Source organism: Desulfosalsimonas sp. (genome assembly GCF_046483245.1).
Taxonomy (GTDB): domain Bacteria; phylum Desulfobacterota; class Desulfobacteria; order Desulfobacterales; family Desulfosalsimonadaceae; genus Desulfosalsimonas.
In genome coordinates, this window is record NZ_JAWODO010000118.1 from 1 (window position 1) to 15,716 (window position 15,716).

Consider the following 15,716-nt stretch of genomic DNA (forward strand, 5'->3'; position numbering starts at 1 on the left):
GACCGGCACCAGCAGGAGATTGCATTTAATCCCAGATATTTCATTGATGCGCTCAATTTTATCAGCACGGACAAGGTTCGCCTCAATATCCAGGACGAGGATCATCCGTGCATTGTCCGGGCCGAAGACGACCTGTCGTATTTAAACATTATCATGCCGATGAAGATATGATGGCACCGTAAAAAGTCTGATTTCAGATGGTGCCGTAAAAGTTCAAGATTAAGGCTTGCGCAATTTCGAAGAATGCAGCGTAGTTATCCGTACGTGAAATTCTGAGAAATTGCGCATAACGCAGATATTGGACTTTTACGACGCCATCAAGATATAAAAGGCTGCAACCGACTTTCCAAGAGACGAGAAGACTATGACAGATCCCAATTATACCTACGATCACAACAGCATCAACGTGTTAAAAGGGCTGCAGGCGGTACGCATGCGGCCTTCAATGTATATCGGAAATGTTGATTTCCAGGGACTGCATCACCTGGTCTATGAAATCGTGGACAACAGCATTGACGAGGCCATGGCCGGGTATTGCGACACCATCTGGGTAACGGTACACACGGATAAAAGCGTGAGCGTGGAAGACAACGGCCGGGGCATTCCCGTGGGCATGCACAAATCCGAAAATATGCCCGCCCTTGAGGTGGTGCTAACCAAGCTGCACGCCGGCGGCAAGTTCGATCATGACTCCTACAAGGTTTCCGGGGGGCTGCACGGGGTGGGGGTTTCCGTGGTCAACGCCCTATCTGCCGTGCTGGAGGTATGGGTCTACAAGGAAGGCAAAATCTATTACCAAAGCTACAGTGGCGGGGATAAAACCTCTGAACTCCAGGAAATCGGAGAGACTGAAAAAACCGGGACCCTGATCCGGTTCAAGCCGGATACCCAAATTCTGACCACTGATGAATTTGATTATAATACCTTAAACCGCAGGCTGCGGGAACTGGCGTTTTTAAACAAGGGAATCAGAATTGTCCTTGAAGACGAGCGAGGCGATGAAAAAGAGGAATTCTGCTACCAGGGCGGGATTGCCGAGTTCGTGGAATATCTCAACCGCCGGCACACCGCGGTTCACGAACCCATTTTCGTGGAAGGCGAGAAAAACGATATCCAGGTGGAAATCGCCATCCAGTACAATGACACTTATAATGAGAAAATTTTTTCCTTTGCCAACAACATCAACACCATAGAAGGCGGGTTTCACTTAATCGGGTTTAAAACCGGCCTGACAAGGACTTTGAATCAGTATGTTGCAGCATCGGATGCCGGAAAAAAGGCCAAGGCGAAGATTACCGGCGATGACGTACGCGAGGGCCTGACTGCGGTGATCAGCGTTCGGATCATGTCACCCCAGTTTGAGGGCCAGACTAAGACAAAGCTGGGCAACAGTGAAGTAAAGGGTATCGTGGAGTCGCTGATCCACGAAAAATTCAGCATATTCCTCGAAGAAAACCCCTCCATTGCCAAAAAGATCATCGGCAAGGCCGTGGATGCGGCCCGGGCCCGGGATGCGGCCAAAAGAGCCCGGGATATGGCGCGCAGCAAGGGAAGCCTCCTGGACTCCACCCTGCCGGGCAAGCTGGCCGATTGTCAGGAATCCAGGCCGGAACTCCGGGAATTGTTCATCGTGGAGGGCGATTCCGCAGGCGGATCCGCCAAGCAGGGCCGGGACCGGAAAACCCAGGCCATCCTACCCCTGAAGGGCAAGATTTTAAACGTGGAAAAGGCCCGGTTTGACAAGCTGTTGCGTAGCGAGGAGATCAAAAACATGATCACCGCCCTGGGAACAGGCATCGGCAGCGAGGAATATGACATCAGCAAAATCAAGTACCACAAGATCATTATCATGACAGACGCGGATGTGGACGGGTCCCATATCCGCACCCTGCTGCTGACCTTTTTCTACCGCCAGATGCCCGAGCTCATCGAAAGGGGGTATTTGTATATTGCCCAGCCCCCGCTGTTTAAACTCAGCCGGGGCAAAAAGGACAATTACCTCAAGGATGAAAAGGAATACATCGAGCATATCCTGCGGCGCGCCTGCGATGAAAAATATATCAAGGCCCGGATACAGAGCAGTGAGGACGCGGTATTGACCGGCCACCGGTTTTATCTTCTGGTCACCAGCATGGCCGAATACCTGACCATGCTTGGCCGCCTGCAGCGCCATGGAATATATGCGGAACTCGTTGAAACCATGATCCGCACAGGCATATCCGACAAAAGCCACATGCAGGATCAAGGCAGGGTTGCGCACCTGCGAAGCGTCCTTGAACAGGGGGGGTTTACCGTGGGCGAGCCGGAATGGAACGAGGAGCGAAATGTCTTTGAACTGCTGGTGTATCCCAAACAGGCGGATGAAATGGAGCAGATGTTTTCAGACATATCCGAGAAAAAGCAGATCACGGTCAAAATTGGCCGCAGTCTGGTGCATTCCAAGGACTACCAGAAGGCCCTAACCCTTTATGAAGATATCGAGCCCTATGACGGAGATGAATTTGAAATTTATAAGGCCGGCGAAGACGAGCAGAAAGAATCCGATCCTGTGGTGGTCAAAACCAAGGAGGCTCTGATCCATTACCTCATGGAGGAAGGCAAAAAAGGGCTTTCCATTCAGCGCTACAAAGGTCTGGGAGAAATGAATCCGGATCAGCTGTGGGCCACCACAATGAATCCGGAAAGCCGGACTCTGCTGCAGGTAAATGTGGAAAACATCGTGGATACCGACGATATTTTCACCATCCTCATGGGAGACGAGGTGGAGCCGCGGCGCAATTTTATCCAGAGCAACGCCCTGGAAGTCAGCATGCTCGACATTTAGACCGATTGGCCGGCCTACCAAGGCCGGCGCTTTACCGGGATGCGGTGAAATACTTTTCCAGATCCCGGATTTCCCGGATCAGTTTCCGGATCAACTCCGGGGCCTGACCCGGGTCTGAATCAACAAGGTTTTGCAGATAAAGGCTTTGGTCGGCCAACTCCGTGAATCCGAGGTTGACAGATGCGCCTTTAAAGGAGTGGAGCAGGTGTTTTGCTTTTTCATGGCCCCCTGCTTTTATTGAATCTTGCAAATCAGATAGTTCCGCCACCGATGTCTGGACAAAAAGGCGGAGCAGCACTTTGTATTCGGCTTCATCCATGCCCAGCTGCGCGGCTTGTTTTTCAATATCCATATTGTATGGTTCCCGGTATGCGACGTTATTATGCCCGGCCATTGCAAAAAAGCCGGGTCAAAAACAGGTTGCGTCTGCCTTGTTGATTTGAATTTGCTTGACAATATAGCGGGTTTTGCATATAGTCAACACCTTTAAATTACGTAATTCATTTGAATTTAAGTTAAAAGAGAATTTCGCAAATGCCGGAAGAAAAATTTCAGGACATTGTCTCCGCCAGAAAAGAAAAGTGGATGGATCAGTGGCTTGATGCGCTGATGAGCACTTATCCCAATGAATCCGCCCGTTTTTTCAAAGATACCACCGACCCGTTTGCCAACCCGGTGGGATCCGCCTTCAGAAATGGCATCAGAAATCTGTTTGAAGTACTGGCAGCAGACGCCTATGATCCGGACGCCGCCCGCCAGGCCCTCGATCCCATGGTCCGCGTCCGGGCCATACAGGAACTGGCACCTTCGGCGGCTCTTGGTTTTATAACCCAGATCAAGGCGATCATGGCCGGGGATGGCAAAGCCGTAAGGCATGCAGCCAGGGCGGATAAAATCAGGATGGATAAAATTGCCGAACATGCTGACCAAGCCCTGCTGACGGCTTTTGATCTTTATATGGGCTGCAAGAAGCATGTTTATACCCTTCGGGCCCGGCAGGCGCGAGACAGTGTCCGGCAGCTGCTGGTCAAAAATGAGCTGATTAGCGAATTGCCGGATATCGATCCGGCAGTTATGGAATAAACAAACAAGGTTAACCGGCACAACCGGCATGGCGGCCCGGGGTCGGGATACTCCGGCACATGCCGCAGCCGGGCAAAGCGAGGTGGTGGTCAATGAATGCAGCGTATTTGTATTCCCTCATTACAGTTGTGCTTCTGGGACTGATCGCATACGCAGGCGCGGAAGCAGCTGGACTCGAAGTTTTATTCGGCGTGATCATACCGTATCTCGCCCTGATTGTTTTTCTGATCGGCTTTGCCAACAAGATTCTGGATTGGACCAAATCCCCGGTTCCTTTCCGGATTCCCACGACCATGGGCCAGCAAAAGAGTCTGCCGTGGATCAAACAAAACAAGTTTGACAGCCCCTATACCACCGGCCAGGTGGTGGTCCGCATGGCTCTTGAAATCCTGCTGTTTCGATCTTTGTTTAAAAATCTCAGAACCGGATTCGGAAAAGACGGTCAGAAAATCACCTACAAATGGGTGGTGTGGCTGTGGCTGTTTGCTCTGATGTTTCATTATTCCTTTCTGGTTGTGGTGATCCGGCATCTCCGGTTTTTTGCCGAGCCTGTGCCGTTTTTTGTCACCATGCTCGAGCGCATCGACGGCATGCTCCAGATTATGCTGCCCAATTTGTTTATTTCCGGGGTGGTTTTGCTGGCTGGTGCTTCGCTGCTTCTGCTGCGCCGGGTATTTTTGCCGAAATTGGTCTACATTTCCAGGCCGGCCGATTACTTTCCGTTGTTTCTGATCATCGGCATTGCGGTAACCGGCCTGATGATGCGTTATATCAGCAAGGTGGACGTGGTCCGGGTCAAGGAACTGACCATGGGACTGGCCACCTTCCAGCCCTCGATTCCCGAGGGATCCATCAGCGGGCTTTTTTACGTGCACCTGTTTTTTGTTTCTCTTCTGGTGGCCTATATCCCGTTTAGCAAGCTGATGCACATGGGCGGTGTCTTTTTGAGCCCCACCCGCAACCTGGCCAATAATTCCCGGGCCAAGCGCCATGTCAACCCCTGGAATTATCCGGTCAAGACCCATACTTACGAAGAATATGAAGACGATTTCAGAGATAAAATGAAAGAGGCTGGCCTTCCAGTTGAAAAGGAGTAGCTATGGCAGAGACGCCGAAACCCGAAGAACTGTTTCAAAATATTGATCACAGCCTGCCGGATGAGCCGTGGGAAGAGATTCCGCCTGATCTTTCCGAAGGCCGGTTCTGCTATCCCACCAAGAAAAAGAATTTGGAATATCTGGACCTGCCCACCACCACCAAGGATGAGTGGTCGCCGGCAGACGAGGAATGGCCCATTCCGGACAACTGGAAGGAAATCATCCACGAGGGATTCAAGGACCGGCTGGAAAAGTACCGCTCCCTGAAAATTTTCATGGATGTCTGCGTCCGGTGCGGGGCATGTGCGGACAAATGCCATTTTTTCATTGGTACCGGTGATCCCAAAAACATGCCGGTGCTCCGCGCGGAACTTCTTCGCTCGGTGTACCGCAATGACTTTACCACCGCCGGAAAGATTTTAAAAAAGATCAACGGCGGCCGGCCCCTGACAAAGCAGGTATTAAAGGAATGGTTTTCCTATTTTTACCAGTGCACGGAATGCCGGCGATGCTCGGTGTACTGCCCCTACGGCATTGACACCGCAGAAGTGACCATGATGGGCCGGGAACTCCTGTCGCTGCTGGGACTCAACATCAACTGGGTCCTGGAGCCGGTTGCCAACTGCTTCCGTACCGGCAACCACCTGGGAATCCAGCCCCACGCCTTTAAGGACATGGTGGATTTTTTCTGTGACGATATTGAAGAAATCACTGGTGTGCGCATCAACCCCTCGTTTAACCGCAAGGGCGCCGAGATTCTGTTTATTGTTCCCTCCGGCGACGTTTTTGCCGATCCTGGCACCTATACTTTCATGGGATATCTGCTCCTGTTTGAACACCTTGGCCTGGACTACACCCTGTCCACCTACGCCTCCGAGGGCGGCAACTTCGGCCTGTTTACCTCTTCAGAGGTGATGAAACGGCTGAACGCCAAGATGTATGCCGAAGCCAGAAGGCTCGGGGTCAAGTGGATCCTTGGCGGCGAGTGCGGCCATATGTGGCGGGTGATCAACCAGTACATGGATACCATGAACGGGCCTGCGGACTTCGGGGAAGTGCCCAAATCCCCGATCACCGGAACGGTGTTTGAAAACGCGGCTTCCACCCGAATGGTTCACATAACCGAGTTTACCGCAGACCTGCTCCGCAACAACAAGCTGAAACTCGATCCATCCAGAAATGACAAGCACGTGGTCACTTTTCACGATTCCTGCAACCCCTCCCGCGCAATGGGCCTGCTTGATGAACCGCGGTACGTGCTCAACAGCGTCTGCAACCATTTTTACGAAATGCCGGAAAATACCATCCGGGAACAGACATTCTGCTGCGGCAGCGGATCGGGACTCAACACTGAAGAGATTATGGAACTGCGGCTGCTCGGCGGCCTGCCGCGGGCCAACGCGGTCAAGCATGTCCATGACAAGTTCGGGGTCAATATGCTTTCCTGCATATGCGCCATTGACCGCGCCGCCTTTCCGCCGTTGATGGATTACTGGGTGCCCGATGTCGGCGTAACTGGCATTCACGAACTGGTGGGCAATGCGCTGGTGATGGACGGGGAAATCGAGCGGACCATGGACCTGCGCTTCGAACCCCTGAACGAAGAAACGGAGGAAGACGCCGATGAATGATAAGAACAAGATCATCGCGGGCTTGGTCATCTTTTTTGTAGTGTTGCTGTTTCCCTTCTGGTTCAACCTGATTTTCGGCGCCGCCGGAGCCGCCAAGGCTCCGGAACCGGAACTGACCGATAACGCCAAGGAAGCGGAAACCTGTATTGCCGAAACCGATCATATGCGCACCGAGCATATGCAGATTCTTGATCAATGGCGGGATACGGTGGTCCGGGACGGCAAGCGGATCTACAAGGCCGAAAACGGCAAGGAGTATGAAGCCAGCCTTTCCAACACCTGCATGGACTGCCACTCCAATAAGGAGGAGTTTTGCGACAGCTGCCATAATTACACCTCGGTGGATCCCTATTGCTGGGATTGTCATACATATCCGGAGGAGACAGAGTAATGGAAAACAGCAGAAGACGCTTTTTGAAAACCGCAGGATTTTCCATACTGGGAGTCGGTGCCGGTTCCATGCTCATCGGCCTTGCGGGCAGACCCGCGATTGCCGCAGGCCCGGGCGCCGCACCCGGGCCGGAGTTCGGCCACCGGCCAGAGGCCAAACACGCCCGGCGCTGGGGGATGGTGATCGACACCCGCAACCTGGACGAGCGCACCTGCCGGAAAATGGAAGAAGCCTGCCACAGCATCCACAACGTGCCCGACCATATCGGCAAGTTTGATAAAAAAAATCATGAAATCAAGTGGATCTGGGCAACCGAGTTCAAGCATGCCTTTCCGGGCCAGGAAGCCGAATTCCTGTCCGACAGGCTGGAACACGCACCGGTTCCGGTGTTGTGCAACCATTGCGACAACCCGCCCTGTGTTCGCGCATGCCCCACCAAGGCCACTTTCAAGCGGGAAAAAGACGGTATCGTGCTCATGGATTTCCACCGGTGCATCGGCTGCCGGTTCTGTATGGCCGCCTGCCCGTTCGGCGCCCGCAGCTTTAACTTCCGTGACCCGCGGCCGGCCATAGAAGAGGAAAATCCGGATTTTCCAACCCGAATGAAAGGGGTGGTGGAAAAATGCAATTTCTGCGCAGAACGCCTGGCTGTGGGCAAGATGCCGGCCTGCGTGGAGGCCTCCGGGGGCGCACTGACCTTCGGGGATCTCAATGACCCGGACTCTGATATTCGCAAACTGCTGGCAGACGAGTATGCCATCCGGCGGAAACCGAACCTGGGGACCTTCCCCTCGGTGTTCTATATCGTTTGATCGTATGAGGGAGCTATGCTAGAAAAAGCGCTTAAAGGAAGCAAGACCTACTGGATGTGGCTGCTGGCCCTGGCGGTGGTGATTGCCGTCGGATTCGTTGTCTACCTGCGCCAGCTCGACTTTGGCCTGGGCATTACAGGCATGAGCCGGGATGTAACCTGGGGGTTTTACATCGCCCAGTTCACCTTTCTGGTCGGGGTGGCCGCATCGGCGGTGATGCTGGTGCTGCCCTACTACCTGCACGATTACAAGACCTTCGGCAAGATCACGGTGCTGGGCGAGTTTTTGGCCGTGGCCTCGGTGCTCATGTGCATGCTGTTTATCATTGTGGACCTGGGCCAGCCCATGCGGCTGTTAAACGTGATCTTCTATCCCACGCCAAATTCCATGCTGTTCTGGGACATGATCGTCTTAAACGGGTATTTGTTCTTAAACATCCTCATCGGCTGGAATGTGCTGGATGCGGAGCGAAATAACACGGCCCCGGAAAAATGGATCAAGCCCCTGATCTATCTTTCCATCCCCTGGGCGGTGAGCATTCACACGGTCACCGCATTTCTCTACTGCGGTCTTCCCGGAAGGGGCTTCTGGCTGACCGCGGTGCTGGCCCCCCGCTTTCTGGCATCCGCCTTTGCCGCAGGCCCGGCGTTTCTGATTCTGCTGAGCTTTATCATTCGCCGGTTTACCGGCTTTGACGCCGGAACCCAGGCCCGGCAGACCCTGGCCAAGATCGTGGCCTATGCCGTGCTGGCCAACCTGTTTTTCTTTCTCTGCGAAGTGTTTGTGGCCGTCTACAGCCAGATCCCGGAACATATGAGCCATCTGCAGTACCTGTTTTTCGGTCTCCACGGCCATGATGCCCTGGTGCCCTGGATGTGGAGTTCCATGGCCCTGATGGTACTGGCGGTGATTTTCCTGATCATTCCCGCAGCCCGGCGAAATGAAACAACACTGATTTTTTCCTGCGCGTTTGTGTTTGTGGGCACCTGGATTGACAAGGGACTGGGGATGATCTCCGGCGGGTTTGTGCCCAACCCCTTACACGAGGTCAACGAATACATTCCGTCGATTCCCGAGATTGTCATCACCATCGGCGTGTACGCCCTTGGATTTCTGGTGCTGACCCTTTTGTACAAGGTGGTCACCAGCGTCAAAAGGGAAGTGGCCGGCCAGGGATAGTCCGGGCCGCAGTTTTTCAAAAACGATTTTTTCCGGGGTTCACTCATCATAACCCGATGGGTGAACCCTTTTACGTATCTGCCGATTTTGATGTAATCCTAAAAAATGAGTTTACAGATGGCGCCGTCAATTTTTATTGACAAACGGATAAAATCGGGTATATTAGATAAATTTTGAAAATATGAGTTTCTGGGAGGTTTTAGCCATGTATGCAGTTGTTGCCACAGGGGGCAAGCAATATAAAGTAACAAAAGGCGATGTGCTGCGCATCGAGAAGATCGCCGGGGATGTGGGCGACAGCGTGACCTTTGACAAGGTCTTGATGCTGTCAGACGGTGACGCGGTATCCCTGGGTCAGCCGGTGCTGGAAAACGCGTCGGTGCAGGCCCGGATCGTGGAACAGGCGCGGTCCAAGAAAATTCTGGTGTTCAAATACAAGCGCCGCAAGCGCTACCGCCTGAAAAAAGGTCACCGCCAGTCCTACACGGCCGTGCAGATCGATGATATCGCAGGTGCGTAACAATTTTTTGCTGATCCAAATTTTTATATGAGGTATACGGAAAATGGCACACAAAAAAGCGGGCGGAAGCTCTAAAAACGGCAGGGACTCCCAGGGACAGCGCCGGGGAGTCAAGCGGTACGGCGGACAGAAAGTTCGGGCCGGCAACATCCTGGTGCGACAGCTTGGCACCAAAATACATCCCGGTGAGAACGTCGGCATGGGAAAGGATTACACCCTGTTTTCCAAGATCGACGGAATGGTGAGTTATGAACGTCTCGGGCGCTCCCGGAAAAAAGTCAGCGTTTATGCGGCGTGAAATTCATCGATGAAGTTGTAATTGACGTGGCCGCCGGCCACGGGGGCCGGGGATGCGTGAGCTTCAGGCGGGAGAAATACATTCCCAAAGGCGGCCCGGACGGCGGAGACGGCGGCCACGGCGGCAATGTACGAATCCACACATCGCATCGTTTGCGAACCCTTCACCAGTTCCGTTTCAAACGCCAGTTTCAGGCAGCCAGCGGCGGCCACGGCCAGGGAAGCCAGAAAACCGGAAAAAACGGCCAGGATTTAATCATTGAAGTTCCGCCCGGCACCGTGATCCGGGACCGGCAAACCGATGAAATAATCCATGACTGCGTCACACCCGGGGAAACGTTTGTGGTTGCCAAAGGCGGCCGGGGCGGCCGGGGCAACCGGCGCTTTGCCACCTCCACCAACCGCGCCCCCAGACACGCCCAGCCGGGCGAGCCGGGCGAAACCCGCAGCCTGAAGCTGGATCTCAAGCTCCTTGCCGACATCGGCATTATCGGTTTTCCCAATGCCGGCAAATCAACCCTGATCAGGCGGATCTCTTCTGCGCGGCCAAAGGTTGCCGATTACCCGTTTACCACCATCAATCCGGTGCTCGGCGTGGTGAGCCCGGAGACAGGTGAGCCCTTTGTGGTGGCCGACATCCCGGGGTTGATCCAGGGCGCCCACCAGGGAGCGGGTCTGGGCACGCGGTTTCTGCGGCACGTTGAGCGCACCCGGGTATTGCTGCACCTGGTGGATGCCTCAGAGATTGACGCAGATGATCCCCTTTCCGGGTACAGGGCCATCAATAGTGAACTGGCGGGATTTAACCCGGAGCTGGCGGAAAAAAACCAGGTGGTGGTGCTAAACAAGATGGATTTGCCCGACAGCAAAACCCGGGCTGAGGCCTTTATCCGTGCGGCCGGCAACCTGCCGGTGATCAAAATTTCCGCTGCCACAGGCAAAGGCGTTGCCCAACTTGTCAATAAGCTAAACGAGATTGTCAACTCCGGAAAACACTTCAATGGAAATTGACCGCAAAACCTTTTTTGATCAGGCCCGGCGCGTGGTGGTCAAGGTGGGAAGCGGGGTGCTGACCGCAGATGACGGGCTAAACACCGATGTGATTGCCAGCTTAAGCCGCCAGATCTGCCATCTGACCCGAAACGGGCTGGAGATTCTGCTGGTCTCATCCGGGGCTATGGCCTCGGGCCAGAAAAAAATCGGACTGGACCGCCGGCCCGAGGAAATCCCCAAGCGCCAGGCCATGGCGGCCGTGGGCCAGGCCGGCCTGATTTTGTGCTATGAAAACGCATTTGCCCGCTACAACCGGCAGGTGGCCCAGATTCTGCTGACCAGCGATGATCTGTCTGTGAGCCGGCGGCGGTATCTAAACGCCCGAAACACCCTGCACACCCTTATGGCCTGGCACGTGGTGCCCATTATCAACGAAAACGACACCGTGGTGGTCGAGGAGATCAAGTTCGGGGACAATGACAATCTTTCCGCTTTGATTGCCCTGATGATGAATGCCGACATCCTGGTCAATCTCACCGATATCGACGGCCTGTATACCGGCGATCCCAGAACAGATCCCGAAGCCCGCCAGATCCCGGTGGTGGAGCGAATTACCCGGGACCTTGAAAAAACCGCGAGCGGCCTGCCCGGTGTGCTGGGCACAGGCGGGATGCTGTCAAAAATCCGGGCAGCGCGCAAGGTTACGGTTGCCGGCATTCCAATGGTCATTGCCAACGGCCGGGAAGAAGACGTGCTGATCCGGCTATTTGAAGGCCGGGCCCGGGGTACGTTTTTTGCGCCCGCCCACAGCCGGATTCCCAACCGGAAATCCTGGATCGGGTTTGCCTTAAAACCCAGGGGCGAGGTCATCATTGACCAGGGCGCGGCCCGGGCCATCCTGGAGAAGGGAAAAAGCCTGCTTTCCGGCGGCATCCGGGATGTGGCCGGTGATTTCGGCGCGGGCTCGCCGGTGCATATCGTGGATCCAGAGGGCCGGCACCTGGCAGCGGGCCTGGTCAACTACAGCGCAGCCGAGATCCGCCGGATCATGGGCTGCCAGTCGTGCCAGATCAGCGAGAAGCTGGGGCATAAATCCTATGACGAGGTCATTCACAGAAACAACATGACCCTTCTGGGGTAAGAAAATGGCCGAAAAATACCAGGAAAGGACGGATGCCATGAATATCGAAACCACAGTGGCGGAAATGGCAAAGGCGGCCGGCCAGGGCGCCAGGGCCTTGGCCCGATGTTCATCCGTACAGAAAAACAGCGCCTTAAACCGCATTGCCGAAAAACTCATTGAAAACAAGGCTGAAATTCAGGCCCAAAACGCAAAAGACGTGGACGAGGCCCGAAACCAGGGATTGTCTGCGGCCATGATCGACCGGCTGACCATCACAGACAAGGTGCTTTCAGCCATGGCAGACGGGTTAAAGGATGTCGCTGCCCTGGAAGACCCGGTGGGTTCCATGGACGGCACCTGGGTCCGGCCCAACGGCCTGGCGGTCAGCCGCATGCGCATTCCCCTGGGGGTGATCGGCATTATCTACGAATCCCGGCCCAACGTGACCATTGACGCGGCCGGGCTCTGCATCAAGTCCGGAAATGCGGTGATTCTGCGGGGCGGATCAGAGTCCCTGCACTCCAACCAGATCCTGGCCGAAACCGTGGCCGCGGGCCTGGCCGAATCCGGCCTGCCTGAAACCGCGGTCAGTTTTATTTCCGTGCGGGACCGCGAGGCGGTCAACGCCCTGCTAAGTCAGGACGCGTATGTGGATCTTATCATCCCCCGGGGCGGTGAGGGCCTGATCCGGTTTGTGGCGGAAAATTCCAAAATTCCCGTGCTCAAGCATTACAAGGGGGTCTGCCACGTTTACGTGGACGCCTCGGCAGAACCGGCCATGGCCATGGAAATCTGCATGAATGCCAAGGTCCAGCGCCCGGGGGTGTGCAATGCCATGGAAACCCTTCTGGTGCACCAGGATGCGGCGCAAACCTTTTTGCCGGAAATGGCCCGGCAGTTTGGCCAGGCTGGCGTGGAACTGCGGGGATGTGAAAAAACCCGCCAAATTCTGCCCGATATTGCCGCAGCCACGGAAGCCGACTGGCCTGAGGAATACCTGGATCTGATTTTGGCGGTGAAAACCGTTGAATCCATGGACGAGGCCTTGGCTCATATTGCCGCTTACAGCTCCCAGCACACAGAGGCCGTTGTCACGAGCCATTACCAGCGCGCCCACCGGTTTTTGCAGGAGGCCGACTCATCCGTGGTGCTGGTCAACGCCTCCACCCGGTTTAACGACGGCGGCCAGCTCGGCCTTGGCGCGGAAATGGGCATCAGCACTTCAAAGCTGCATGCCTTCGGCCCCATGGGCCTTCGGGAACTGACCACCACCAAGTTCGTGGTTCTGGGAACCGGCCAGATCCGGACGTAAACCAGGTATGGATCCGATGCAAATCAAGGCCGGGCTTTTCGGGGGAACGTTTAATCCTGTGCATCTGGCCCATCTGCGCATGGCCGAAGAGGTGCGCGAGGCCTTTGGCATAGACAAAATCTATTTCATCCCCGCAGCCAATCCGCCCCACAAGACCGACAAGGATCTGGCCCCGGCCCAAGACCGCTATAAAATGCTTCAGGCCGCCATTTCCGAACACCCCGGCTTTGAAATTTCGGACGCAGAGCTGCGCCGGCCGGGCCGATCCTATACCATTGACACGGTAAGCCAGGTTTCCGCCATGCTGCCCCAAGGCGCCCGCTGCTTTTTGATCATGGGCCTGGACGCTTTTGCGGAAATCGACACCTGGAAGGATTACCATGGCCTGTTTGACACCATCGAGGTGATTGTCATCTCCCGGCCGGCACCCGCGGACCCGAAAGAAAAAATGGCAGAGGTGATTTTTGGCCGCATATCTGCCAGCTATGAATATGATCCGGCGGCCCGGCGGTTTCAACACCCGGATAAGCAGGCGGTTTACTGGTTTGAGGCAACGGCTTTGGATATTTCCGCCAGCCGGATCCGTTCTTTGGCCGCACAGGGGAAATCCATCCGCTACCTTGTGCCCGAGGCGGCAGAGCGCTATATTTACCAAAAGGGGTTGTATATATGACAGGGGCAAAAACCGAACCGGATTTAAAGCCGTTTGTGCAAGCCATCCTGGGCCGAAAGGCAATGGAGCTGGTGGCCTTAGACGTTGCCCGGGTCACGGACGTGGCAGACGTGTTTATGATCTGCAGCGGCCGGTCCAGCCGGCAGGTATCCGCCATTGCCGAGTATGTGGAATCCGAGCTCAAAAAAGCCGGAATCCGGCCCTTGAGCGTTGAAGGGGTCAAGGACGGCCAGTGGGCCCTGATTGATTACGGCTACGTGATCATCCATATTTTTTATGATCCGGTGCGGCGGTTTTACGACCTGGAAAGCCTGTGGGCCGATGCCCGGCGCATTGACTTGTCTGTATATCCCCAATTTCAACAACCGGCTGAAGGAAGTGATGACAGTGATGAATGATTTTCCCAAAAACCGATGCCTGCTTTTGATTTTAGACGGCTGGGGTCTTGCCCCGGCCGGACCGGACAATGCATTGTCCGTTGCCAATACCCCGTTTCTGGACCGCCTCATGGAAACCTGCCCGAATACTTATCTGGAATGCACGGGACCGGCCGTGGGCCTTCCGGAAGGGGTTATGGGAAACTCCGAGGTGGGCCATTTAAACATTGGCGCCGGCCGGGTGGTCTACCAGGTGCTGCTGCGCATTGATCTGGCCATCAAGGACGGCTCCTTTTTTGAAAATCCGGCCCTGGCCGAAATTATGAAAACCGTGCGTGACAAGGGCTCAGCCCTTCATCTCATGGGCCTTGCCTCGGATGCCGGGGTCCACAGCCAGCTTGCGCATTTGTTTGCCTTAGTGGAAATGGCCGGGCGCTACGGGCTTGAAAAGGTTTATATCCATCCGATTTTAGACGGCAGAGACACCCCGCCGGACAGCGGCGTGGGGTATGTTCGCCAAATCCAGGAAAAACTGGAAAAACATCCGTATGCCAAAATCGCCACTTTGTGCGGCCGTTATTATTCCATGGATCGCGACACCCGCTGGGACCGCACGCGCATGGCCTATGAGCTCTATACCCTGGGCCAGGGAGAGCCGGAAACAGACCCGGTGCGCGCCGTAAAAAACGCCTACACCAGGGGCGACACAGACGAGTTTGTCAAGCCGGTGGTCATCACGGACAGCCAGGGCGAACCAATGGGCACGGTGGCTGATGACGACGGCATTATTTTCTACAACTTCCGCCCGGACCGGGCCCGGCAGATCACCCGGGCGTTTACCGAAGACCCGTTTGCGCATTTTGAGCGCACAAAGCGGCCCAAATTGTCCGGCTATGTCACCATGACCCAGTTTGATGAATCCTTTGACCTGCCCGTGGCCTTCGGCCCGGTTCACCTGACAAACATCGTGGGCGAGGTGATCAGCAAAAGCGGTCTGCACCAGCTGCGCATGGCCGAAACCGAAAAATACGCCCATGTGACCTATTTTTTCAACGGCGGGGAGGAGACCCCGTTTGAAAACGAGGACAGAAAGCTGATTCCCTCTCCACGGCAGGTGCGCACCTATGATGAAAAACCCGAAATGAGTGCCTACGAGGTGGCCGAAGAAGCCGTGTCCCGGCTTGAGTCGGAAAAATACGACCTGATCGTGATCAATTTCGCCAACATGACCCCGGTATGGCCCACCATGTCCATGTTGCCGAAATTGATCACGATCAGGTCTTATTTTTCCGACTCAAGCCGGGACACGGCTTCTTCTGCCACCTCGTAGGCACTCATTTCGGGTTTTTCATCATAGGTGCGCACCTGCCGTGGAGAGGGAATCAGCTTTCTGTCCTCGTTTTC

Annotated in this window: 17 protein-coding genes; 16 read left to right on the forward strand and 1 reads right to left on the reverse strand. The window is 55.0% G+C overall.

The annotated features are described in order from the left end of the window. Positions 1 to 18 precede the first annotated feature (18 nt). Both R6U41_RS10505 and gyrB read left to right on the forward strand, forming a co-directional pair. The gene (locus R6U41_RS10505) at positions 19 to 171 is read left to right on the forward strand and encodes a hypothetical protein (RefSeq protein WP_410269809.1); all 153 of its coding nucleotides are present in this window, start codon (positions 19 to 21) and stop codon (positions 169 to 171) included. A 193-nt stretch (positions 172 to 364) separates the two neighbouring features. Further along, complete coding sequence (gyrB, locus tag R6U41_RS10510) at positions 365 to 2,824, forward strand: DNA topoisomerase (ATP-hydrolyzing) subunit B (protein WP_410269794.1); 2,460 nt, start codon at positions 365 to 367, stop codon at positions 2,822 to 2,824. Between the two features lie 31 nt (positions 2,825 to 2,855). Here the strand turns inward: gyrB and R6U41_RS10515 are convergent, their stop codons facing one another. Then, entirely contained in the window at positions 2,856 to 3,176 is a 321-nt protein-coding gene (locus R6U41_RS10515; protein WP_410269795.1) for an Hpt domain-containing protein, read from the reverse strand. Between the two features lie 182 nt (positions 3,177 to 3,358). Here R6U41_RS10515 and R6U41_RS10520 point away from each other — a divergent pair, with 182 nt between their 5' ends. The 14 genes from R6U41_RS10520 to gpmI all read left to right on the forward strand — a co-directional run bounded on the left by R6U41_RS10520 (position 3,359) and on the right by gpmI (position 15,642). After that, entirely contained in the window at positions 3,359 to 3,907 is a 549-nt protein-coding gene (locus R6U41_RS10520; protein WP_410269796.1) for an RsbRD N-terminal domain-containing protein, read from the forward strand. Positions 3,908 to 3,999: 92 nt separating this feature from the next. Continuing rightward, on the forward strand, positions 4,000 to 5,004 hold the full coding sequence (gene dsrM / locus R6U41_RS10525; RefSeq protein ID WP_410269797.1) for a sulfate reduction electron transfer complex DsrMKJOP subunit DsrM: 1,005 nt from the start codon (positions 4,000 to 4,002) through the stop codon (positions 5,002 to 5,004). 2 nt (positions 5,005 to 5,006) lie between these two features. Continuing rightward, a complete protein-coding gene (dsrK, locus tag R6U41_RS10530) occupies positions 5,007 to 6,635 on the forward strand; it encodes a sulfate reduction electron transfer complex DsrMKJOP subunit DsrK (protein WP_410269798.1) in 1,629 nt (542 codons plus the stop codon). Further along, positions 6,628 to 7,026, forward strand: coding sequence for a sulfate reduction electron transfer complex DsrMKJOP subunit DsrJ (dsrJ, locus tag R6U41_RS10535; RefSeq protein WP_410269799.1), 399 nt, complete (start codon positions 6,628 to 6,630; stop codon positions 7,024 to 7,026). Before dsrK ends, dsrJ begins: the two co-directional genes overlap by 8 nt. Beyond that, positions 7,026 to 7,838: a sulfate reduction electron transfer complex DsrMKJOP subunit DsrO gene (dsrO, locus tag R6U41_RS10540; protein ID WP_410269800.1), complete on the forward strand. Its 813-nt coding sequence runs from the start codon at positions 7,026 to 7,028 to the stop codon at positions 7,836 to 7,838. Before dsrJ ends, dsrO begins: the two co-directional genes overlap by 1 nt. 15 nt (positions 7,839 to 7,853) lie before the next feature. Then, positions 7,854 to 9,017 (forward strand): sulfate reduction electron transfer complex DsrMKJOP subunit DsrP, encoded by a 1,164-nt coding sequence (gene dsrP, locus R6U41_RS10545; RefSeq protein ID WP_410269801.1) that lies wholly within the window; start codon positions 7,854 to 7,856, stop codon positions 9,015 to 9,017. A 205-nt stretch (positions 9,018 to 9,222) separates the two neighbouring features. After that, positions 9,223 to 9,537 (forward strand): 50S ribosomal protein L21, encoded by a 315-nt coding sequence (gene rplU / locus R6U41_RS10550; RefSeq protein ID WP_410269802.1) that lies wholly within the window; start codon positions 9,223 to 9,225, stop codon positions 9,535 to 9,537. A gap of 43 nt (positions 9,538 to 9,580) precedes the next feature. Continuing rightward, the gene (gene rpmA / locus R6U41_RS10555) at positions 9,581 to 9,835 is read left to right on the forward strand and encodes a 50S ribosomal protein L27 (protein ID WP_181549657.1); all 255 of its coding nucleotides are present in this window, start codon (positions 9,581 to 9,583) and stop codon (positions 9,833 to 9,835) included. Beyond that, on the forward strand, positions 9,832 to 10,845 hold the full coding sequence (gene obgE, locus R6U41_RS10560; RefSeq protein WP_410269803.1) for a GTPase ObgE: 1,014 nt from the start codon (positions 9,832 to 9,834) through the stop codon (positions 10,843 to 10,845). Before rpmA ends, obgE begins: the two co-directional genes overlap by 4 nt. Continuing rightward, positions 10,835 to 11,968: a glutamate 5-kinase gene (gene proB / locus R6U41_RS10565; protein ID WP_410269804.1), complete on the forward strand. Its 1,134-nt coding sequence runs from the start codon at positions 10,835 to 10,837 to the stop codon at positions 11,966 to 11,968. Before obgE ends, proB begins: the two co-directional genes overlap by 11 nt. A gap of 37 nt (positions 11,969 to 12,005) precedes the next feature. Next, positions 12,006 to 13,262 (forward strand): glutamate-5-semialdehyde dehydrogenase, encoded by a 1,257-nt coding sequence (locus R6U41_RS10570; protein ID WP_410269805.1) that lies wholly within the window; start codon positions 12,006 to 12,008, stop codon positions 13,260 to 13,262. Between the two features lie 7 nt (positions 13,263 to 13,269). Further along, positions 13,270 to 13,935, forward strand: a complete 666-nt coding sequence (nadD, locus tag R6U41_RS10575) for a nicotinate-nucleotide adenylyltransferase (RefSeq protein ID WP_410269806.1) — start codon at positions 13,270 to 13,272, stop codon at positions 13,933 to 13,935. Beyond that, on the forward strand, positions 13,932 to 14,333 hold the full coding sequence (rsfS, locus tag R6U41_RS10580; RefSeq protein WP_410269807.1) for a ribosome silencing factor: 402 nt from the start codon (positions 13,932 to 13,934) through the stop codon (positions 14,331 to 14,333). The genes nadD and rsfS overlap by 4 nt, the downstream gene beginning before the upstream one ends. Further along, positions 14,317 to 15,642 carry a 2,3-bisphosphoglycerate-independent phosphoglycerate mutase gene (gene gpmI / locus R6U41_RS10585; protein WP_410269808.1) on the forward strand — a complete coding sequence of 442 codons (1,326 nt, stop codon included), beginning with the start codon at positions 14,317 to 14,319 and terminating at the stop codon, positions 15,640 to 15,642. Before rsfS ends, gpmI begins: the two co-directional genes overlap by 17 nt. Positions 15,643 to 15,716: the final 74 nt, after the last annotated feature.